1 protein-coding gene is annotated in these 265 nt (G+C 63.8%); it reads left to right on the top strand.

What is annotated here, in order from left to right:
- Positions 1-265 (top strand): hypothetical protein (locus AEA42_RS22725; RefSeq protein WP_197278458.1); only part of this gene is annotated, 265 nt, incomplete at both ends.

Raw genomic sequence — 265 nt, 5'->3', positions numbered from 1 at the left:
GGGTCTCCCCATGTTGCTGACGGCACTCCGGCGACAGGCTACAGCTACAACGCCACCACCGGCGTTATCAGCTGGACGGAAACCGCCCCGGGTGAAGGTGGCAGCATCACGGTCACCGCGACCCAGACCGATGCAGCCAACAACACGTCAGGCCCAGGCTCTGACACTGCAACCGTGGCGGATGAAACCGCCCCGAATGCCCCGACCGTATTGATCGTCGATGACGGGAAACCCGGTGATGGCCTGCCGGCGCAAGCCGAAATCA

It is taken from the genome of Shewanella sp. Sh95 (assembly GCF_001308045.1).
Taxonomy (GTDB): Bacteria; Pseudomonadota; Gammaproteobacteria; order Enterobacterales; family Shewanellaceae; genus Shewanella; species Shewanella xiamenensis.
The sequence above is the reverse complement of the archived record's forward strand: the minus strand, read 5'-3'. Positions and strand labels throughout refer to the sequence as shown.